General features: G+C 61.2%; 20 protein-coding genes and 1 other RNA gene. 10 read left to right on the top strand and 11 right to left on the bottom strand.

Annotation, left to right across the window (positions count from 1 at the left end):
- Positions 1-6 precede the first annotated feature (6 nt).
- The 4 genes from BFP92_RS26945 to BFP92_RS26930 all read right to left on the bottom strand — a co-directional run bounded on the left by BFP92_RS26945 (position 7) and on the right by BFP92_RS26930 (position 1427).
- Positions 7-636 carry a 5-formyltetrahydrofolate cyclo-ligase gene (locus BFP92_RS26945; RefSeq protein WP_065931844.1) on the bottom strand — a complete coding sequence of 210 codons (630 nt, stop codon included), beginning with the start codon at positions 634-636 and terminating at the stop codon, positions 7-9.
- Between the two features lie 58 nt (positions 637-694).
- Positions 695-873: non-coding RNA, 6S RNA (gene ssrS, locus BFP92_RS26940), on the bottom strand.
- Between the two features lie 30 nt (positions 874-903).
- Positions 904-1221 (bottom strand): cell division protein ZapA, encoded by a 318-nt coding sequence (locus tag BFP92_RS26935; protein WP_065931843.1) that lies wholly within the window; start codon positions 1219-1221, stop codon positions 904-906.
- The gene (locus BFP92_RS26930; RefSeq protein WP_003177365.1) at positions 1218-1427 is read right to left on the bottom strand and encodes a TIGR02449 family protein; all 210 of its coding nucleotides are present in this window, start codon (positions 1425-1427) and stop codon (positions 1218-1220) included. Before BFP92_RS26930 ends, BFP92_RS26935 begins: the two co-directional genes overlap by 4 nt.
- 138 nt (positions 1428-1565) lie before the next feature.
- Between BFP92_RS26930 and BFP92_RS26925 the strand changes: the two genes are divergently transcribed.
- From BFP92_RS26925 to gcvH, 9 genes are all read left to right on the top strand, one after another.
- The gene (locus BFP92_RS26925) at positions 1566-2123 is read left to right on the top strand and encodes a YecA/YgfB family protein (protein ID WP_017135268.1); all 558 of its coding nucleotides are present in this window, start codon (positions 1566-1568) and stop codon (positions 2121-2123) included.
- A 20-nt stretch (positions 2124-2143) separates the two neighbouring features.
- Positions 2144-3466, top strand: a complete 1323-nt coding sequence (pepP, locus tag BFP92_RS26920; RefSeq protein ID WP_065931842.1) for a Xaa-Pro aminopeptidase — start codon at positions 2144-2146, stop codon at positions 3464-3466.
- Positions 3463-4650 (top strand): 2-octaprenyl-6-methoxyphenyl hydroxylase, encoded by a 1188-nt coding sequence (ubiH, locus tag BFP92_RS26915; RefSeq protein WP_065931841.1) that lies wholly within the window; start codon positions 3463-3465, stop codon positions 4648-4650. Before pepP ends, ubiH begins: the two co-directional genes overlap by 4 nt.
- Positions 4643-5128, top strand: a complete 486-nt coding sequence (locus tag BFP92_RS26910; RefSeq protein WP_058421186.1) for a DUF4442 domain-containing protein — start codon at positions 4643-4645, stop codon at positions 5126-5128. Before ubiH ends, BFP92_RS26910 begins: the two co-directional genes overlap by 8 nt.
- Before the next feature lie 9 nt (positions 5129-5137).
- On the top strand, positions 5138-6355 hold the full coding sequence (locus tag BFP92_RS26905) for a 2-octaprenyl-3-methyl-6-methoxy-1,4-benzoquinol hydroxylase (RefSeq protein ID WP_170875879.1): 1218 nt from the start codon (positions 5138-5140) through the stop codon (positions 6353-6355).
- Positions 6356-6561: 206 nt separating this feature from the next.
- Positions 6562-7566, top strand: a complete 1005-nt coding sequence (locus tag BFP92_RS26900; protein ID WP_065931839.1) for an extracellular solute-binding protein — start codon at positions 6562-6564, stop codon at positions 7564-7566.
- A 167-nt stretch (positions 7567-7733) separates the two neighbouring features.
- On the top strand, positions 7734-9350 hold the full coding sequence (locus BFP92_RS26895; RefSeq protein ID WP_065931838.1) for an ABC transporter permease: 1617 nt from the start codon (positions 7734-7736) through the stop codon (positions 9348-9350).
- A gap of 156 nt (positions 9351-9506) precedes the next feature.
- Entirely contained in the window at positions 9507-10589 is a 1083-nt protein-coding gene (gcvT, locus tag BFP92_RS26890; RefSeq protein WP_065931837.1) for a glycine cleavage system aminomethyltransferase GcvT, read from the top strand.
- Positions 10590-10640: 51 nt separating this feature from the next.
- Complete coding sequence (gene gcvH, locus BFP92_RS26885; RefSeq protein WP_065931836.1) at positions 10641-11024, top strand: glycine cleavage system protein GcvH; 384 nt, start codon at positions 10641-10643, stop codon at positions 11022-11024.
- A gap of 86 nt (positions 11025-11110) precedes the next feature.
- Here the strand turns inward: gcvH and BFP92_RS26880 are convergent, their stop codons facing one another.
- From BFP92_RS26880 to BFP92_RS26855, 6 genes are all read right to left on the bottom strand, one after another.
- Positions 11111-12253, bottom strand: a complete 1143-nt coding sequence (locus BFP92_RS26880; protein WP_056860748.1) for a DegT/DnrJ/EryC1/StrS family aminotransferase — start codon at positions 12251-12253, stop codon at positions 11111-11113.
- A gap of 161 nt (positions 12254-12414) precedes the next feature.
- On the bottom strand, positions 12415-12729 hold the full coding sequence (locus tag BFP92_RS26875; RefSeq protein WP_043046966.1) for a DUF2388 domain-containing protein: 315 nt from the start codon (positions 12727-12729) through the stop codon (positions 12415-12417).
- Positions 12730-12798: 69 nt separating this feature from the next.
- Entirely contained in the window at positions 12799-13245 is a 447-nt protein-coding gene (locus BFP92_RS26870) for an NfeD family protein (RefSeq protein WP_065931835.1), read from the bottom strand.
- Positions 13246-13255: 10 nt separating this feature from the next.
- On the bottom strand, positions 13256-14176 hold the full coding sequence (locus BFP92_RS26865; RefSeq protein ID WP_065931834.1) for an SPFH domain-containing protein: 921 nt from the start codon (positions 14174-14176) through the stop codon (positions 13256-13258).
- 77 nt (positions 14177-14253) lie between these two features.
- Complete coding sequence (locus tag BFP92_RS26860; RefSeq protein ID WP_065931833.1) at positions 14254-15957, bottom strand: GspE/PulE family protein; 1704 nt, start codon at positions 15955-15957, stop codon at positions 14254-14256.
- A gap of 82 nt (positions 15958-16039) precedes the next feature.
- The gene (locus BFP92_RS26855; protein ID WP_065931832.1) at positions 16040-16378 is read right to left on the bottom strand and encodes a hypothetical protein; all 339 of its coding nucleotides are present in this window, start codon (positions 16376-16378) and stop codon (positions 16040-16042) included.
- A 127-nt stretch (positions 16379-16505) separates the two neighbouring features.
- Between BFP92_RS26855 and BFP92_RS26850 the strand changes: the two genes are divergently transcribed.
- Positions 16506-16976: an Lrp/AsnC family transcriptional regulator gene (locus BFP92_RS26850; RefSeq protein WP_065931831.1), complete on the top strand. Its 471-nt coding sequence runs from the start codon at positions 16506-16508 to the stop codon at positions 16974-16976.
- Between the two features lie 78 nt (positions 16977-17054).
- Here the strand turns inward: BFP92_RS26850 and BFP92_RS26845 are convergent, their stop codons facing one another.
- Complete coding sequence (locus BFP92_RS26845) at positions 17055-18422, bottom strand: CYTH domain-containing protein (protein ID WP_065931830.1); 1368 nt, start codon at positions 18420-18422, stop codon at positions 17055-17057.
- Positions 18423-18567: the final 145 nt, after the last annotated feature.

Here is an 18567-nt window from a genome sequence, read left to right as displayed (position 1 = left end):
TTCTTTTTAAGGCGTCGCTGGTTCCAGCGACGTTTCTGCGACATACCATTTCTTATCGGTGACCGTGCCAGCCAATGGCACATCCCAGCTCGCCTGCGCCAAACGGTCGACCTTCTGGCATTCATGGGCCAGGCCCAGCAACGTGGGTTTGCGCCAGTTTTTGCGCCGAGCCAGGTAGGCCAGGCTGCGGTCATAAAACCCACCGCCCATGCCCAGGCGTCCACCCACATCATCGAAGCCCACCAGCGGCAACAGCACCAGGTCCAGCGCCCAGACGTTGCGCTGGCGGTTGGCATTGACGTGCGGCTCAAGGATGCGAAAGCGGTTGGGCAATAACTTATCCCCAGGCCGCACGCGCTGAAACACCATCTTGGTGCGCGGCCAGGCACTGAGTACTGGCAGATAAGTGGCCTTGCCCCGGCGCTGGGCAGCGCGCAGCAGCAGGCGCGGATCGATTTCACCGTCCGTGGGTAGATATAAAGAGATATGTTTGGCCCGGCGAAACAGCGGGTGCTGTGCCAGTTGCCGATACAGGCCGTGGGCAGCCTTGCGCTGCTCGCTCGGCGTAAGGGCGCGGCGGGCTTTGCGCAACATGCGTCGAAGTTGCGGACGGGAAAGCGGCGCAGGTTCGGTCATGGTTGTTCGGCTCATAAAACAATGCCAGTCCTGAGACTGGCATTGAGTTTTGGAATTCAGGCTCCCCGACAGAGCCGCTGTCGACTTAGCCCTTGAACCCGAAAGTTCAAGGTGGAAGATGCAGTAGGCTTTAAGGCTTTCCGTCTAGCGGACATGCACACCAGCCCAACGTGCAACTTCCAGGGTAGTGCGAATCGGCTCAGGGACATCGCCGACTGGCAAACACGCCAGGGAGTGAGGCGAGTATACCTTAAACAGACGCGTCATTCAGCCCTTGGGTGGCTCTGGATCGGTAGAAAGTGCCAGATCCACGCGTTCGAGCAGGTCGCGCACCTGCTCACGTGTCGAGCCGCTGGCCTGCACGTCAGGCCGTTCCTGCTTATGCAGCAGGTCGTGGGTGATGTTCAGCGCGGCCATCACGGCGATACGGTCGGCGCCGATGACTTTGCCGCTGCTGCGGATTTCACGCATCTTGCCATCCAGGTAGCGGGCAGCACTCACCAGATTGCTGCGTTCTTCCTGCGGGCAGATGATCGAATATTCTTTGTCGAGGATCTGCACGGTAACGCTATTGCTTGAACTCATGAGTCTTGCTCCAGGGCCTTCAGGCGCGAAATCATCGATTCGACCTTACGCCGGGCGATTTCGTTTTTTTCAATGAGGTGAGCGCGTTCCTCGCGCCAGGTCTTTTCCTGAGCTAATAGGAGTCCGTTTTGACTCTTAAGTTGCTCGACCCGATCAATTAGCAGTTCGAGTCTGGCCATCAGCGCTTGCAGGTCGGTGTCTTCCATTGGGTTCCACTGGATTTGTCTGATGAATGGCAACTTCAGGATAAACGATCTGACGCCCTCGATAGTCTTGGTACGTCTGCCGGTGCTAGGATACAGCGCTTCATTCTAGACATTGCGCCGTCTGGCGCCTAGCTCACCATGCCTATTCAGAACTCCCCGTACGACGCTTTTTCCAAACTGCTGAGCTCCAGCGGTCATCCTTGCTCGCCTGCCGAACTGCACGGCGTGCTGTTGGGCCGCAGCTGCACGGGTGTTGGCTTCGATGCCGACAACTGGCTGGCCGATGTGGCCGAGCTGCTGGAAACCGAACCCACCGAGAACGTGCGAAACGCGCTGATCGGCCTGCAAGAGATGGTCAAGGGCGAGCTGACCGGTGATGACGTCACCGTGGTCCTGCTGCTGCCGACCGACGATGCGCCGCTCACCGAACGCGCCGCCGCACTGGGCCAATGGTGCCAGGGCTTCCTGCACGGCTTCGGCGTAAACGCCGGCGGGCTGGAGCTGAGCACCGACGCCAAGGAAGTGTTGCAAGACCTGGCGGCCATCTCCCAGGTGCAAGACGCCCTGGAAGAATCCGAGGACGGCGAAGGCGACTATATGGAAGTGATGGAATACCTGCGTGTCGCGCCGCTGCTGCTGTTCACCGAGACCAAAAAATCCGCTGAGCCAGCCGCACCCAAGCCGTCGCTGCACTAAGCAAGGAAGTCCATCTGCCCATGATTCATATCCCGAAAGCGGAATACACCCGTCGCCGCAAGGCGCTCATGGCGCAGATGGAACCCAACAGCATCGCGATCCTGCCGGCCGCCGCCGTGGCCATCCGCAACCGTGATGTCGAGCACGTCTACCGCCAGGACAGCGACTTCCAGTACCTGAGCGGCTTCCCTGAACCCGAAGCGGTGATCGTGCTGATGCCCGGTCGCCAGCATGGCGAGTACGTGTTGTTCTGCCGCGAGCGCAACGCCGAACGCGAATTGTGGGACGGCCTGCGCGCCGGTACTGAAGGCGCCATTCGCGACTTTGGCGCTGACGACGCGTTCCCCATCACCGATATCGACGACATCCTGCCCGGCCTGATCGAAGGCCGCGACCGGGTGTATTCGGCCATGGGCAGCAACGCCGAATTCGACCGGCATGTGATGGAATGGATCAACGTGATCCGTTCCAAAGCGCACTTGGGCGCCCAGCCACCGAACGAATTTGTTGCCCTGGATCATCTGCTTCACGACATGCGCCTGTATAAATCGGCGGCGGAAGTGAAGGTGATGCGCGAGGCCGCGCGGATTTCCTGCGCGGCCCACGTCAAGGCGATGCAGGCCAGCCGCGCCGGGCTGTATGAATTCAGCCTCGAAGCCGAGCTGGATTACGAGTTCCGCAAGGGCGGTGCGAAGATGCCGGCCTACGGCTCCATCGTCGCCGCCGGGCGCAACAGCTGCATCCTGCACTACCAGCAGAATGACGCGCTGCTCAAGGACGGCGACCTGGTGCTGATCGACGCCGGTTGTGAGATCGACTGCTACGCCAGCGATATCACGCGCACGTGGCCGGTCAGCGGCAAGTTTTCGCCCGAACAAAAGGCGATCTACGAGATTGTGCTGGCCTCCCAGGAAGCCGCCTTTGCCCAGATTGCGCCGAACAAACATTGGAACCAGGCCCACGAGGCGACCGTGCAGGTCATCACCGCCGGGCTGGTGAGGCTGGGGTTGTTGCAAGGTGACGTCGACGAGCTGATCGCCAGTGAAGCCTACCGTGCCTTTTATATGCACCGCGCCGGCCACTGGCTGGGCATGGATGTGCACGATGTGGGCGAATACAAGGTGGGCGGTGAATGGCGTGTGCTGGAAGTCGGCATGGCGTTGACCGTGGAGCCGGGGATTTATATTTCGCCGGACAACCAGAATGTGGCAAAGAAATGGCGTGGCATTGGCGTACGCATCGAGGACGACGTGATAGTGACCAAGCAAGGCTGTGAGATTCTGACCGGCGGCGTCCCCAAAACCGTCGCCGAGATCGAAGCGCTGATGGCGGCTGCCCGATGAGCCGGGTCAACCTGGCGATTATCGGCGGCGGCCTGGTGGGCGCCAGCCTGGCGTTGGCCTTGCAGGCCGGTGCCAAGGCGCGGGGTTGGAAGATCGTGCTGATCGAACCGTTCGCGCCGGGTGACACTTACCAGCCGAGCTACGATGCGCGTTCTTCGGCGCTCTCCTATGGAGCGCGGCAGATCTATCAGCGCCTGGGTGTGTGGCAGGACATCTCGCGCCGCGCCGAGCCGATCAAACAGATTCATGTGTCGGACCGAGGGCGGTTCTCCACTGCGCGCTTGTCCGCCATGGAAGAAGGCGTGCCGGCCCTCGGCTACGTGGTGGAAAACGCCTGGCTCGGCCAGTGCCTCTGGCAAGGCCTGGACAAAGAGGTGGTGAGCTGGCGCTGCCCGGCGGAAGTCACGCGTATGGAGCCGCTGCCCGACGGCTATCGCCTGACCCTCAACGATGAAACCGTGCTGGACTGCGACCTGGCGGTATTGGCCGATGGCGGCCGCTCCGGTTTGCGCGAGCAGTTAGGTATTGGCGTGAAAACCCGCCCGTACAACCAGAGCGCGCTGATCGCCAACATCACCCCAAGCGAAGCCCACAACGGCGAGGCCTTCGAGCGTTTTACCGATGAAGGCCCGATGGCCCTGCTGCCGTTGCCGGACAACCGCTGCGCGCTGGTGTGGACGCGCATCGGCATGGACGCCCAGCGTTTGGCCAGCCTCGATGAGCGCAGTTTCTTGAGCGAACTGCAGGGCGTGTTCGGCTACCGCCTGGGCACCCTCAAGCAAGTCGGCGCGCGGCACCTGTACCCGCTGACGCTGGTGGAAGCCGAAGAACAAGTGCGCTCGCACCTGGCGATCCTCGGCAATGCCGCCCACAGCCTGCACCCGATTGCCGGACAGGGGTTCAACCTGTCCCTGCGCGATGCCAATGCCTTGGCCGAAGCCTTGCTGGCCGGGCCGGCGGTGCCGGGTGACTTGGCGACCTTGCAGCGTTACCGCGAAAGCCAGCATCTGGACCAGAAACTCACGGTGGGTTTCTCCAATCAAGTTACGCGCCTGTTTGGCAGTGCCCAGCCGTTAGTGGCTTTGGGCCGCAACATGGGCCTGCTCGGCCTGGACCTTTTACCGCCGGCCAAACGCTGGTTTGCTCGTCAGGCCATGGGCCTGGGAACGCGCCCCGATGCGTAAGTGGTTGATTCAACGTTTGGGTAAAGCGCGGCTGTTGCGTTGGGTCATGACCCTTTATCCGCCCTATCTCGGGGCGGGGATAAGCGTGCAGCACATGAGCGCTGACTTTCGTCATGTCAAAGTGCGCATGGGCCTGGGCTGGTACAACCGCAACTATGTCGGCACGCAATTCGGCGGCAGCCTGTATTCGATGGTCGACCCGTTCTACATGTTGCTGTTGATGGAAAACCTGGGTCGCGACTACATCGTGTGGGACAAGGCTGCGAGCATCGACTTCGTGTCGCCAGGCAAAGGCCCGGTGTACGCCGAATTTTCCATCGACGACGCCTTGCTGGACGAGATTCGCCGGCAAACCCAAGGTGGCGAGAAGTACCTGCCCCACCTCAAGGTCGAGATTCATGACGGCTCCGGCACCCTGGTGGCGCGGGTCGACAAAACCCTTTACGTGCGGCGCAAGCCGCCAGCAAAGCAGGCTTAAAGCATGGACATGCGCGCAGATGTGCTGATTGTCGGGGCCGGAATGGTCGGAAGCGCCCTGGCGCTGGCGTTGCAGGGCAGTGGCCTGCAGGTGCTGCTGCTCGACGGCAGCCCGCTGAGCGTCAAGCCATTTGACCCTACGGCTGCCTTCGAGCCACGGGTGAGCGCCTTGTCGGCCGCCAGCCAGCGCATCCTTGAGCGCCTCGGCGTGTGGGACGGCATTGTATCGCGGCGCGCCAGCCCCTATGGCGAGATGCAAGTGTGGGACGGCAGCGGCACCGGGCAGATCCACTTCTCGGCGGCCAGTGTGCACGCCGAAGTGCTCGGACATATCGTCGAGAACCGCGTGATTCAGGACGCGCTGCTCGACCGCCTGCATGACTGCGACCTGGGCCTGCTGGCCAATGCCCGCCTGGAACAAATGCGCCGCTCCGGCGATGACTGGCTGTTGACCCTGGCTGACGGCCGTAAACTGCGTGCGCCGCTGGTGGTCGCCGCCGATGGCGCCAACTCCGCCGTGCGCCGCCTTACCGGCACAGCGACCCGTGAGTGGGATTACCTGCATAACGCCATCGTCACCAGCGTGCGCAGCAGCCAAGCCCATCGGCGCACGGCATGGCAGCGGTTTACCGACACTGGCCCGCTGGCGTTTCTACCACTGGTGCGCGATGGCCAGGAAGACTGGTGCTCGATCGTCTGGTCGACCACCCCGGCCGAATCCGAGCGCCTGATGGCGCTGGATGATGAGAATTTCTGCCGAGAGCTGGAGCGCGCCTTTGAAGGGCGGCTTGGCTCGGTGATCAGTGCCGACCCGCGCGTTTGCGTGCCATTGCGCCAACGCCACGCCAAACGCTATGTGGCCGAAGGCCTGGCGCTGATCGGCGACGCCGCCCACGTGATCCACCCATTGGCGGGGCAAGGCGTGAACCTGGGGTTCCTCGATGCCGCCGTGCTGGCTGAAGTGCTGCTGGCGGCAACCGAACGCGGTGAGCGTCTGGCCGATGTGAAGGTGTTGAGCCGCTACGAACGTCGGCGCATGCCGCACAACCTGGCGCTGATGGCGGCCATGGAAGGCTTTGAACGCCTATTCCAGGCCGACCAGCTGCCGCTGCGCTGGCTGCGCAACGCCGGGCTGAAAATCGTCGACCAGATGCCCGAAGCCAAAGCCGTCTTCGTCCGCCAGGCCTTGGGCCTCACCGGCGACCTCCCGGAACTGGCCAAACCCTGAATTGCAATGCGTCTCCCTGTGGGAGCGGGCTTGCTCGCGAAAGCGGTGTATCAGTTACACATGTATCGACTGACACGACGCCTTCGCGAGCAAGCTCGCTCCCACAAGGGAAAGCGCTGTGCAACATCTCGTAACTCCTCCACCAAGCGCTACCAAATGTGAGTCCTTATCATTTGCCCTCTTTTTGCAAATGAGAGACCGCACCCATGTTGGCACCCAAGCGCCTCCTGACTGCCCTGGCACTCACCCTTATCGGCAGCACCACCGTGCAGGCAGCCGACGAAGTCGTGGTCTACTCCTCGCGCATCGACGAACTGATCAAGCCGGTGTTCGATGCCTACACCAAAAAGACCGGCGTGCAGGTGAAGTTCATCACCGACAAGGAAGCCCCGCTGATGCAGCGCATCAAGGCCGAAGGGGAGAACGCCACCGCCGACCTGTTGCTCACCGTCGACGCCGGCAACCTTTGGCAGGCTGAGCAAATGGGCATCCTGCAGCCATTCACCTCGGCGGTGATCGACAAAAATATTCCGCTGCAATATCGCTCCTCGAACCACGCCTGGACCGGCTTGAGCCTGCGTGCGCGGACCATCGCCTATTCCACTGCCCGTGTTAAGCCGGGTGACCTGACCACTTACGAAGCCCTGGCCGACAAACAATGGGAAGGCCGCCTGTGCCTGCGCACGGCGAAAAAGGTCTACAACCAGTCACTGACCGCCACCCTGATCGAAACCCATGGCGCGGCCAAGACCGAAGAAATCGTCAAAGGCTGGGTCAACAACCTGTCCACCGATGTGTTCTCCGACGACATCGCCGTGCTGGAGGCGATCAACGCCGGACAATGCGACGTGGGCATCGTCAACACCTACTACTACGGTCGCCTGCACAAGCAGAAGCCGGACCTGGCGGTAAAACTGTTCTGGCCGAACCAGGGCGACCGTGGCGTGCACGTGAACCTGTCGGGCATTGGCCTGACCCGGCACGCACCGCACCCGGAAGCGGCCAAGGCATTGGTGGAGTGGATGACCACGCCTGAAGCGCAGCAGATCTTCGCCGACGTGAACCAGGAATTCCCGGCCAACCCGGCGGTGCCGCCATCGGCGGAAGTGGCGACCTGGGGCAAGTTCGTGGCCGATACCTTGCCGGTGGAAGTGGCAGGCAAGCGCCAGGCTGAGGCTATCCGCCTGATGGATCGCGCCGGCTGGAACTGACTACAATTTGCAGGCAAGCGCCGAACTAAATGTGGGAGCGGGCTTGCTCGCGAAAGCGTCCCGTCAGTCGATACACATGTGACTGATACGCCGCCTTCGCGAGCAAGCCCGCTCCCACATTGGTTGGTGGCGCGTTCAAGACAACCGACACTCTGAGAGTCCTTTCCTTGGCCCACCCCGCCCAACGCCGCTGGTACCTGCCGGTCTTCAGTGTCGCCGCCCTGGTGCTGCTGCCGCTGAGCGTGCTGTTGCTGTCCTGGCAAAGTATCGACGCGCAAATCTGGTCGCACCTGTGGGACACCCAGATGCCACGCCTGCTGGGCAATACCCTCACCCTGGTGCTGGGCGTGGGAGTGGGGGTGACGCTGCTGGGCGTAAGCCTGGCCTGGCTGACCAGCCTCTGCGAGTTTCCCGGGCGGCGCTGGCTTGATTGGGCCTTGATGCTGCCTTTTGCCATTCCCGCCTACGTACTGGCCTTTGTGTTTGTCGGCCTGCTGGATTTCGCCGGCCCGGTGCAAAGCCTGCTGCGTGAATGGTTCGGTACCGGCCTGCGGCTGCCGCGCGTGCGCTCCACCAGTGGCGTGATTATCGTGTTGGTGCTGGTGTTCTACCCCTACGTCTACCTGCTGGCACGCACCGCGTTTCTGGCCCAGGGCAAAGGCCTGATGGAAGCGGCGCGGGTGCTGGGGCAATCGCCCTGGCAGGCGTTCTGGCGCGTCGCGCTGCCCATGGCGCGGCCGGCGATTGGAGCTGGCGTGGCCCTGGCCCTGATGGAAACCCTGGCGGATTTCGGCGCGGTTTCGGTGTTCAACTTCGACACCTTCACCACCGCCATCTACAAAACCTGGTATGGCTTTTTCAGCCTGTCCAGCGCCGCCCAACTCGCCAGCCTGTTGCTGCTGGTGGTGATGCTGGTGCTGTACGGCGAACGGCGTGCCCGTGGTGCCAGCCGCCCGAGCAATGAGCGGCCACGGGGCCAGGCGCTGTATCACCTGCGTGGGTTCAAGGCGGCAGCGGCCAGCACGTGGTGCGGTGTGGTGTTCGCCTGCGCCTTTGTCATCCCCTTGCTGCAACTGGTCGCCTGGTTTTGGCAGCGTGGCCGCTTTGACCTGGATGAGCGCTACACCGGCCTGATCGTCCACACCCTTTACCTGGGCGGTATTGCCGCGCTGATCACGGTCAGTGTGGCGCTGATACTGGCCTTTGCCAACCGGCTGGCGCCGACCCGGGCGATTCGCTCCGGTATCAGCCTGGCTAATGTCGGCTATGCGCTGCCGGGCTCGGTGCTGGCAGTGTCGATCATGTTGGCGTTCAGCTACCTGGACCGAGAGCTGGTGGTGCCGCTGTCGGGCTGGCTCGGCGGCGCGGGTAAGCCCTTGCTGCTTGGCAGCCTGTCGGCACTGGTGCTGGCGTATCTGGTGCGCTTTCTGGCGGTGGCTTACGGGCCGTTGGAAAACAGCCTGGCGCGAATCCGCCCGTCGTTGCCCGAAGCGGCACGCAGTCTCGGAGTGAGCGGGCCACGACTGTTTTGCAAAGTGTATCTGCCGTTATTGCTGCCGGGCACGTTGAGCGCGGCGTTGCTGGTGTTCGTCGATGTGCTCAAGGAAATGCCCGCAACCTTGCTGATGCGCCCATTTGGCTGGGACACCCTGGCAGTTCGCATCTTTGAAATGACCAGTGAAGGAGAATGGGCGCGAGCCTCGTTGCCGGCGCTGACCCTTGTGCTGGTGGGGCTGCTGCCGGTCATCGGCTTGATCCGACGCTCTGCGCGGCAAATCGGTTAGGTGCCAGTCCTACGGCTTGCGGCTACAATGCGCGGCATTCGGTGCGCTTCGTCTTTCGGAGCGAGTCGCTGGGCGTGGCTGCAGGCCTTGTAATTCAAGGCGTTCAGTGCAAACAGCAGCTCCGCGCACCTTCGCCAAGCCCGGAAGGAGAAACCCATGGGACAGCGTACGCCTCTGTATGACCTGCATCTCGCCCTCGGCGCGAAAATGGTCGATTTTGGCGGTTGGGATATGCCTCTGCACTACGGCTCGCAAGTTGAAGAACACCATCAGGTGCGACGCGACTGCGGGGTGTTCGATGTATCCCATATGACCGTGATCGATGTCACCGGCCCTCAGGCCAAGGAATGGCTCCAGCACCTGCTGGCCAATGATGTCGACCGTTTGCATGGCTGCGGCCGTGCGCTCTACAGCGCCATGCTCAACGAGCAGGGCGGCGTGGTGGACGACATGATCGTCTACCGCACCGAAGCCGGTTACCGGCTGGTGGTCAACGCAGCCACCCGCGACCAGGACATGGCCTGGATGCAGGCGCAACTGGGCAACTATTCGGTGCAACTGCAGGAGCGGTCCGAGTTGGCCATGCTCGCCATTCAGGGGCCCCACGCCCGGCAGAAAATCGCCGAGCTGGTCACCCAGTCGCGCGGCACCCTGATTCATCAGCTCAAACCCTTTGAAGGCCACGCTGACGGCGACTGGTTTATCGCCCGTACCGGCTATACCGGTGAAGACGGCCTGGAGATTGTCCTGCCTGCCGATCAGGCACCGGGTTTTTTCAACGATCTGGTGGGCGCGGGTATTTCACCCATTGGCCTTGGCGCTCGCGATACCCTGCGCCTGGAAGCCGGCATGAACCTGTATGGCCAGGATATCCACCAGCAGGTTTCGCCCTTGGCGGCGAACATGGCCTGGAGCATTGCCTGGGAACCTGCCGGTCGCAACTTCATTGGCCGCAGCGCGCTGCAAGCAGAGCTGGCGGCGGGTGTGCAGTACAAATTGGTCGGGCTGGTACTGGAGGAGCGTGGGGTTTTGCGCGCTCACCAAGTGGTTCGTATCGCCAATGTTGGCGAAGGGGAGATCACCAGTGGTAGTTTCTCTCCTACGCTGAGCAAATCCATTGCCCTGGCGCGCGTACCGACGGCCACCGCCGATCGGGCCGAAGTGGAAATCCGCGGCAAGTGGTACCCGGTTCGAGTGGTCAAACCGACCTTCGTACGCCATGGCAAAACCTTGATCTAACATTTCCGGCAGGCCGAAGGCCGCTGACATTTCTTCTTGAGGACACAGATTATGAGCGATATCCCAGCTGACCTGCGTTTTGCCGAAAGTCACGAATGGGCCCGTCTGGAAGCCGACGGCACTGTGACCGTCGGGATTTCCGACCATGCACAGGAAGCGTTGGGTGATGTGGTGTTTGTTGAGCTGACGGAAGTGGGCAACGTATTTGCTGCCGAAGATCAGGCGGGTGTAGTGGAATCGGTGAAAGCCGCCTCGGATATCTACTCGCCGATTGCTGGCGAAGTGATTGCGGTGAACGACGCCCTGAGCGGCGAGCCTGAGTTGTTGAACACCGACCCTTACGGCGCCTGGATCTTCAAGCTCAAGCCAAGCAACCCGGCCGACCTGGAAAAACTGCTGGATGCTGCGGGTTACAAAGCTGCCATCGGCGAGTAAAACCTGAGCCTTGCCACGGCGCAAATCAATGTGGGAGCTGGCTTGCCTGCTCCCACAGTTGATTGTTGCAAGCCAACGCTTTTTGTTTAACCCGCTTTCAACACTGCTTTAACCGCCGCAACAGACCGCTCCACGTCCGCCTCTGTCATCGCCGTGAACATCGGCAACGACACGATCAAACGCCCAACACGTTCCGACACCGGGAACATGCCTTCCTTGAAACCCTGTGCCCGGTACAGGCTCAGCAGGTGGATCGGCGGGTAGTGATAGCCAATACCGACGCCATGCGCCTGCATCTGTTCCATGAAGGTGGCGCGTGCCGGCTTGCCATCCTGACGCTCCGGCAATACCAGTTGGAACAGGTGCCAGTTGCTGTTTTCGAAGTCTGCCGGCGGCAGTTGTGCGCCGTACTGCGCTTCGAAATCACTGCCGAAGCATTTGAAGTAGTGGCGCGCCAGGTTCTGGCGATGGGCAGTGATCTTCTCGATATGAGCGAACTGACCCAGGCCGATGGCTGCAGCGATGTCGGTCATGTTGAACTTGCCGCCCAACACATCCACGTCCAGGCCGTCGAAACCGGTGCGGGTAACGCCCTGCAGGCGATATTTCTCGGCCAGGCGGGCTTCTTCGGCGTTGTTCAATACCAGGCAACCGCCCTCGGAAGAGGTGATGTTCTTGTTGGCCTGAAAACTGAAGGATACGAAGTCGCCGGTTGCGCCAATGCGTTCGCCATCCCAGCTGGAACCCAGTGCCTGGGCGGCGTCTTCGACGATACGCAGGTTGTACTTGTTGGCCAGTGCATACAGCATCGGCATATCCAGGGGCAGGCCCGCCAGGTACACAGGAATGATCGCCTTGGTACGTGGGGTGATTGCAGCTTCCACTTGGGCCAGGTCGATATTGCGGGTAACCGGGTCGATATCGGCAAATACCGGCGTGGCGCCGACTTCCAGAATCACGTTGGCAGTGGCGACCCAGGAGATCGGCGTGGTGATGACTTCATCCCCTGGGCCAATCCCGGCGATGCGCAGGGCAATTTCCATGGTGCAGGTGCCGGAATTGAACGTCCGCACCGGGCGGCCGCCAAAGTATTCCGACAACTGTGCTTCGAACGCCTGCACTTTTGGCCCACTGGTGATCCAGCCCGAGCGCAGTACATCGCCGACCGCCGAGATGGTGGCTTCATCAATGGTAGGTTTGGAAAACGGCAGAAAGGGCTGTTGGCTCATAACGACGAAGGCATCCGTTTCAGATAGGCGATGAGTAATAAACGTATCAGTACCGCATGGTTGCACGGTTCGACTGAATATAGCCTGTCACGGGTGAATGAATCGTCATGTTACGAGCAAAAAAATGCCGCTCCCAAAGAGCGGCATTTTTTATAGGCGTTTTACTCGGTCACAGCATTTTTGGCGAGGATAGCGTTGGCCAACTCCATATCCGTGGCCTTGAGGCCTGGGTTGTCAGCGCGGACCTTCTGCATGGCGGCTTCCAGGTATGGACCGCGGATGCCGCCATCGCTGGCAACAAAGCTGCCTGCGTCGTCCTGGGCGGCGACCACCAGCTTGTGGTCCTTGAAGGTCAGGTACGTCGAGCCGGTAGTAGCGCCCGATGAGATGACATTACGCCAGAAGCTGTCGGCCATGGCTGAACCGACTGGAAGGGAAAGCACAGCGAGGGTTGCGACAGCATATTTGAGACGCATGATGGGTGACTCCGACTGGGTTATCTGAACGGTTTGATTATAGTTGGCCCCGCTGAGTTCCCTATCGGACTAAACCGTTTCGACCTGTAAAACCACTCCGTCCTGACCAATGACGCGTACTTGAGCCCCTACAGGGCTGTCCGGGCCGTTGGCCATCCACACGCCATCACCGACTTTTATCTTGCCTCGGCCATCGACAATGGCCTGATGCACCATAAACGTACGGCCGATCAGCTCCGAGCCACGCATGTTCAGCCCCGGCTGGTCACTGACCTTGGCACTGCTGCGCTGGCGTTTCCACCAATAGACGGCGGTCAAAATCGACAGCACGGCGAACAACAGCAGTTGCCATTCCAGCCCGAGCGGCGGCACCAGGAACTTGATCACGCCTACAGCGGCAGCGGCGATGCCCATCCACAGCAGGTAACCGCCGGCGCCGAATACTTCAAGAATCAACAGTACCGTGCCCAGTGCCAGCCAATCCCAGAACGACAGATGCTGCAGGAAATCCCACATGGCAGTTGCCTCAGCCTTTCTTGTTGTCGAAAGTTGCCTTGACGATTTCGCCGATGCCACCGACGGCGCCAATCACCTGGCTGGCTTCCAGCGGCATCAGGATGACTTTGCTGTTGTTGGCCGATGCCAGCTTGCCCAAGGCATCGATGTATTTTTGCGCGACGAAGTAGTTAACCGCCTGCACGTTGCCCGACGCGATGGCCTCGGAGACCACTTGTGTGGCACGGGCTTCGGCCTCGGCCTGACGCTCACGGGCTTCGGATTCCAGGAAAGCCGCCTGGCGACTGCCCTCGGCCTCAAGGATCTGCGCCTGCTTTTTACCTTCGGCCGTCAGGATCGCCGATGCCCGCAGGCCTTCGGCTTCCAGGATTTGCGCGCGTTTGATCCGCTCGGCTTTCATCTGGCCGGACATGGCGGCCATCAGGTCGGCAGGCGGGCTGATGTCTTTGATCTCGATGCGGGTGATCTTGATGCCCCACGGCGCTGTGGCTTCATCCACGGTGCGCAGCAGTTTTTCGTTGATGCCGTCACGCTGGCTCAGCATGGCGTCCAGCTCCATGGAGCCAAGCACCGTGCGGATGTTGGTTTGCAGCAGGTTGCGGATGGCGTGCTCGAGGTTGTTGACCTCGTAGGCGGCCTGGGCGGTGTTGACCACCTGGAAGAAGCACACGGCGTCGATTTGCACGGTGGCGTTGTCGGCGGTGATCACTTCCTGCGGTGGAATATCCAGCACGCTTTCCATCACGTTCATCTTGCGACCGATGCGGTCCATGATCGGAATAATGATGTTCAGGCCAGGCTTGAGGGTGTTGGTGTAGCGGCCGAAACGCTCGACAGTCCACTGGTAGCCTTGGGGCACCACTTTAAAACCCATGAACAGGATGGCAATGGCCAAACCCACGAAAAGAAGCAGTACGGTTCCGATCTGCATAGCGATTCCCTATCTGATGGTGTCAGTGATGCGACGTATGGCCGATTGTAACGGCCCGGTCACGGATAAGGACGGTTTCACGGGCCAACAATCAAATCATTTGTTTCTGAATCCCCAAGATCTACGGGCGTTACCCGTAATACCTCTGCCAGGGTGGTCAGCCCGGCGTTCACTTTGTCGACACCGGCCATGCGCAGGCTGCGCATGCCTTGCTCCACTGAGGCCCGGCGCAGAGCCTGCACGTCGGCACCTGGAGTGATCAGCGCCTTGAGCGCCTCGTTCATCGGCATGATTTCGTAGAGCCCGGCGCGGCCTCGATAACCACTGTCACGGCATTCTGCGCAGCCGACAGCTTCATGGGCGGTGCCCGGCGCGCCCACCACACGTTTGCAATGCGGGCATAAAAGCCGCACCAGACGCTGCGCCATCACCCCTATAAGGGTAGCTTTGATCAAATAATGAGCAATGCCCAGCTCCTGCAACCGGCTGATGGCGCTGGGTGCATCATTGGTGTGCAGGGTCGACAGTACGAGGTGCCCGGTCAATGCGGCCTGGATCGCCATTTCTGCGGTTTCCCGGTCACGGATCTCACCGATCATGATGATGTCCGGGTCCTGGCGCAGCAGGGCGCGGACGCCGCTGGCGAAGGTCAGGTCGATGTTGTGCTGCACTTGCATCTGGTTGAAGGCAGGTTCAATCATTTCGATCGGATCCTCCACTGTGCACAGGTTGACCTCGCGGGTTGCCAGTTGCTTGAGCGTGGCGTAGAGGGTGCTGGTCTTGCCGGAGCCGGTTGGCCCGGTGACCAGGATGATGCCGTTGGCCTGACCGGTCATGGCGTGCCAGCGCTGTTGGTCGTCGTGTGATAAACCCAACTGATCGAAATCCTTGAGCAGCACCTGTGGGTCGAAAATCCGCATCACCAGTTTTTCACCAAACGCCGTGGGCAAGGTCGAAAGGCGAAGTTCCACCTCAATGCCCGCCGGGCTTTTGGTCTTGACCCGGCCGTCCTGGGGTTTGCGTTTTTCCGCCACATTCATCCGGCCCAGGCTCTTGAGGCGGCTGACCACCGCCATCGTGACCTGAGGCGGAAACTGATACACATCGTGCAGCAGCCCGTCGATGCGAAAACGCACGCGGCCTTGGTCGCGGCAGGGTTCGACATGGATATCACTGGCCCGCTGCTCGAAGGCGTACTGCAACAGCCAGTCGACGATAGTGACGATATGCGCGTCATTGGCATCCGGCTCCTGATCGCTGGCGCCGAGGTTGAGCAGTTCGACGTTGCCGGCCACCGTCGCTTTTTGATCGGCGCCGCTGACGGATTTGGCCAACCGGTAGAACTCGCCGATGCAGCGTTCAATAGCCGTGGGGTTGGCGACCACGCGCTTGATCGAGCGCTTGAGCACCTGCGCCAACCCGGCTTCCCAGTCGCGGACATGGGGTTGGGCGCTGGCGACGGTGACGGTCTGCGCATCCACGGCCACCGCCAGGATCCCATGGCGCTGCGCAAAGGCATGGGACATCAGCGGCACCACGGTGGCCACGTCGATCTTGAGCGGGTCGATACGCAGATACGGCTGCCCGACGTGCGTGGCCAGCCATTGCGTCAGGGTTTCCAGGCACAGCCCATGGTCTGCAATGCCTACCAAAGGGTGTTGCCGGGTGGCGGGCGCCGTCGACAGTGAATGCGCCATCTCTGCAGTTATCAGCCCTTGCTCGAGCAGCGCCGGCAGCAACTGATGCAGTTCCAATCGGTGAGTGTGCAAGGCGGTAGGCATGGGTATTTCCTGGCAGGCGTCGGGTGTAAACCCAGGCTAGCCTGCCCCCGAACATCCACCTGCCCCGGAGTATTGCCGGCTTTTACAGGCTGGCCGCCGTCATCGCTGCAGGCCGCAGAGAGTCAGCCCGCCACACCTCGAGCGAGCAGACGCTGATCAGGTTTCTAAGCTTTTCACCGATCACCTGGGCGCGGTGCCAGCTCAAACCGTCCATGACGATATCAATGTTCAACAGGTCGTCTTCACGGCTCACATTGACCTGTTGCGGGGTCAGGAACTGCAGAGCGAAATAGTTGAGCACCCGGCACAGCACGTCCGGCTCGGCCTCGGCGACGATCTGATAATGCGCCTGGCAATGGGCGTTGTTGACGGCCCAGGCATCGACGCGTGCGCAGGTGTGAGTGGTTTCGACGGCGTGCATGCTGACTCTCCAAATTCGACTGGAGAAATTTTTACATTCGCCATGGGAGATTTCTTATCTAAGATGGGCGCTATCTGCGATTTATTGAATAGATCAATTCAGGATAAGCACATTCAAAGGTATTTTTATGCAAAGTGAGTTGGACGCCTATGACCGCCGTATCCTGGCCCTGCTGCAAGAGGATGCTTCGCTGTCCAGTGCGCAGATCGCCGAACAGGTGGGCCTGTCCCAGTCGCCGTGCTGGCGGCGTATCCAGCGGCTCAAGGAGGAAGGGGTGATTCGCGGCCAGGTCACGCTGCTGGACCGCAAGAAGATCGGCCTTAACACGCAGATTTTTGCCGAGGTCAAACTCAATGCCCACGGCCGTTCCAACTTCACCGAGTTCACCGAGGCGATTCGCGGGTTTCCGGAAGTGCTGGAGTGTTATGTGCTGATGGGCGCGGTGGATTTTCTGCTGCGCATCGTCACCTCGGACATCGAGGCGTATGAGCGGTTTTTCTTCGAGAAGCTGTCGATGGTGCCGGGGATTCAGGAGGTGAACTCGATCGTGGCGTTGTCGGAGATCAAGTCCACCACCAGCCTGCCAGTCTTGCGCTGACAGGGCCTGCCTCATCGCGGGCAAGCCCGGCTCCCACATTGGAATGCATTCCCCTGTGGGAGCTGGGCGATAGCGATCTTACAGGCGCAGTAAAGTCTTCCAGGCGCGGTTCTGATACACCGCAATTGCCTGGTGCATACGCGCATCCAGCGATTCATCGGTGATCGGCTGGTTGGCCAGCAGCGCCAACTTGTTCAGCTCGCCGTACAAGCGGTCCAGCTCCGGGATGTCCACCACCTGGCGTGCGTGGTGCAACCAGGCCTGGATGCGTTCGATGCGCGGCAGTTGCTCGGCCAGGTCTTCCGGTTGCTGCTGGTAGCGCTGCAGTTGCAGGGCGACGGCGTCGTCGGCCAGCAGGCGTGGCAGCCAGTTGGTGATCTGCGCGGCGCCCTGGCGGTTGCCACGTACGTTGCGGTCGGCGGTCCAGGTGCGGGCCAGCAGCCAGCGCGAGGTGTTCAGCGAGAACAGGCCCCAGCGCACGTCTTCGAGTTCTTCGGCGAACTGTTCCGGTGCGGCTTTGCGGATGTCTTCGTCGTCGTCACCGGCCTGCACCAGTGGACGCCAGTCTTCCAGCAGTGCGTCCAGTGCACTGCGCAGTTCGCTGGTGGATTGACGCGGTGCGGCCTGGCCGAGGCTGCCGATCAGCGCGCGCAGTTCGCCGAGGTTGTCGACCCAGTCCTGCAACAGGCGCCAGTGGCCATTGAAACGGTATTGCTCCGCCAGACGCTGGCTGCTGCCGAGCAGATGCCACATGATCGCGGCGAAGGCATCGTCCAACGGCATTTCGGCGTGGATCTGCGGGGCCGGCAGGCTCAGCGAGTAGCTGCTGGCGTCGTACAGGCGGTAGCCGCGCTCGGCCTTGCTGATGTCGCACGGCATCAGTGCCAGGGTCGCGGCCAGTTCGGCGGCCAGTTCCAGCAGGGCAGCCGGTTCGCCTTCGCGCAGTTCCAGTTCCAGCTCGCAGATTTCTTCTTTCTGCTTGCCGACCACCACATGGCCCAGGTCCAGGGCGGCTTCGATCACCACCTTGGCCTTGCCACGGCCCCAGGCGATTTCGGCGCGCTCACGCACGAAATCGGTGGTGAAAATCGGCTTGAGGGTCTTTTTGTCCAGCTCGGCCAATTGCTCGGGCCAGCACTCGCCGTCGAGTTTCTTCACATCGAGCTTGGCTTTGGGCAGGTCCCAGTTGTATTCGTTGCGTTCCGACAAGCCGGCGACGCTTTGGCCACGGGTCTTGAGGGTCTGGATGATGTCGTCACCGTCCTTGCGCAGGCGCAGGGCGACTTTGGCCTGGGCCAGGTCGCGCTCGGGGGTGTCGAAGTACTGGTTCATCAACTCACGGCGTTCCCAGCCACTTTTGTTGCGTTTTTTCAGTAGCGGGTGCTCACGCAGCGCGGCGAGGGTTTCGCGGCTGACGCGGAGCTTGATTTCGGTTTCTTTCTGCATGGCCGGAAAATCCAGGATCGGGAGCGCAGCCGGGGAAATGTGTGGCTGCCAAGGTCGTGCAGTGTACAGGACTGAGCCCGGCAACGCGCCGCAACGGTTTATTGTGTCGTGCAGATGGTTCTATAGTGGGGCTCATCCGGGAAGT

Origin of the sequence: Pseudomonas sp. 58 R 3, from assembly GCF_900006605.1 — a bacterium.
Lineage (GTDB): Bacteria > Pseudomonadota > Gammaproteobacteria > Pseudomonadales > Pseudomonadaceae > Aquipseudomonas > Aquipseudomonas salomonii.
Note: the sequence above shows the minus strand (reverse complement) of the source record. Positions and strands in the feature narration are given on the sequence as shown.

Coding starts and splice junctions, on each gene's coding strand:
- BFP92_RS26945 (WP_065931844.1), bottom strand. CDS start 636: ATGACCGAACCTGCGCCGCTTTCCCGTCCGCAACTTCGACGCATGTTG.
- BFP92_RS26935 (WP_065931843.1), bottom strand. CDS start 1,221: ATGAGTTCAAGCAATAGCGTTACCGTGCAGATCCTCGACAAAGAATAT.
- BFP92_RS26930 (WP_003177365.1), bottom strand. CDS start 1,427: ATGGAAGACACCGACCTGCAAGCGCTGATGGCCAGACTCGAACTGCTA.
- BFP92_RS26925 (WP_017135268.1), top strand. CDS start 1,566: ATGCCTATTCAGAACTCCCCGTACGACGCTTTTTCCAAACTGCTGAGC.
- pepP (WP_065931842.1), top strand. CDS start 2,144: ATGATTCATATCCCGAAAGCGGAATACACCCGTCGCCGCAAGGCGCTC.
- ubiH (WP_065931841.1), top strand. CDS start 3,463: ATGAGCCGGGTCAACCTGGCGATTATCGGCGGCGGCCTGGTGGGCGCC.
- BFP92_RS26910 (WP_058421186.1), top strand. CDS start 4,643: ATGCGTAAGTGGTTGATTCAACGTTTGGGTAAAGCGCGGCTGTTGCGT.
- BFP92_RS26905 (WP_170875879.1), top strand. CDS start 5,138: ATGCGCGCAGATGTGCTGATTGTCGGGGCCGGAATGGTCGGAAGCGCC.
- BFP92_RS26900 (WP_065931839.1), top strand. CDS start 6,562: ATGTTGGCACCCAAGCGCCTCCTGACTGCCCTGGCACTCACCCTTATC.
- gcvT (WP_065931837.1), top strand. CDS start 9,507: ATGGGACAGCGTACGCCTCTGTATGACCTGCATCTCGCCCTCGGCGCG.
- gcvH (WP_065931836.1), top strand. CDS start 10,641: ATGAGCGATATCCCAGCTGACCTGCGTTTTGCCGAAAGTCACGAATGG.
- BFP92_RS26880 (WP_056860748.1), bottom strand. CDS start 12,253: ATGAGCCAACAGCCCTTTCTGCCGTTTTCCAAACCTACCATTGATGAA.
- BFP92_RS26875 (WP_043046966.1), bottom strand. CDS start 12,729: ATGCGTCTCAAATATGCTGTCGCAACCCTCGCTGTGCTTTCCCTTCCA.
- BFP92_RS26870 (WP_065931835.1), bottom strand. CDS start 13,245: ATGTGGGATTTCCTGCAGCATCTGTCGTTCTGGGATTGGCTGGCACTG.
- BFP92_RS26865 (WP_065931834.1), bottom strand. CDS start 14,176: ATGCAGATCGGAACCGTACTGCTTCTTTTCGTGGGTTTGGCCATTGCC.
- BFP92_RS26860 (WP_065931833.1), bottom strand. CDS start 15,957: ATGCCTACCGCCTTGCACACTCACCGATTGGAACTGCATCAGTTGCTG.
- BFP92_RS26855 (WP_065931832.1), bottom strand. CDS start 16,378: ATGCACGCCGTCGAAACCACTCACACCTGCGCACGCGTCGATGCCTGG.
- BFP92_RS26850 (WP_065931831.1), top strand. CDS start 16,506: ATGCAAAGTGAGTTGGACGCCTATGACCGCCGTATCCTGGCCCTGCTG.
- BFP92_RS26845 (WP_065931830.1), bottom strand. CDS start 18,422: ATGCAGAAAGAAACCGAAATCAAGCTCCGCGTCAGCCGCGAAACCCTC.